Source organism: Streptococcus oralis, assembly GCF_001578705.1.
Taxonomy (GTDB): domain Bacteria; phylum Bacillota; class Bacilli; order Lactobacillales; family Streptococcaceae; genus Streptococcus; species Streptococcus oralis_J.
Genome location: NZ_KQ969038.1, coordinates 302021 through 302572, shown reverse-complemented (window position 1 = coordinate 302572; position 552 = coordinate 302021). Strand labels below are relative to the sequence as shown.

The following is a 552-nucleotide window of genomic DNA, read 5'->3' as shown; positions in this document are numbered from 1 at the left end:
TGGACCAAGCCCTTACGGAGCTTTTGATTGGATGAAAGGACTCTGGGTAGGTTTGGCTGAAAGAAGACGCAAATAAAACTTAAAAGGATCAACTATGAAAAGGAAAGAAACGAAATTTTATCTAGAGACTATTTTAGTGCTCGTGTCCTATTACTCGATTTTTAATCTTGTAGCAAAATTAGACTCAGTGAGCCAGTTATCTGATTTGGGATTTTATGGGATGCAAATTTTATTGATAGTAATTGAGGGAATTGTTGCTACTGTCATTCTTGTAAAGAGTCAACGTTGGAAAGAGTACGGTCGATTCCAGTTTCGTTGGTCCTATCTGGGTATCTTCTTTCTTTCCTTTATGTTGATGTTTTTGTGGGTAAATACAACGACTCGGATCTTTCCTAGTACGCAAAATGGGAGTGCAATTGTGAAAGAAGCAGCTAATTTGACAGGAATTAGTTACTTTATAACGCGCATTTTATATGGTAGTCTCATTGCTCCTATAGTTGAGGAGTTAGTTTTCCGTGGACTTCTGATGACAGCCCTATCTAAATTTAAAAA

Annotated in this window: 1 pseudogene; it reads left to right on the top strand. The window is 37.1% G+C overall.

The annotated features are described in order from the left end of the window. Window positions 1-94: 94 nt before the first annotated feature. Window positions 95-552, top strand: a pseudogene (locus SORDD05_RS07420) (type II CAAX prenyl endopeptidase Rce1 family protein); the annotation flags it as partial.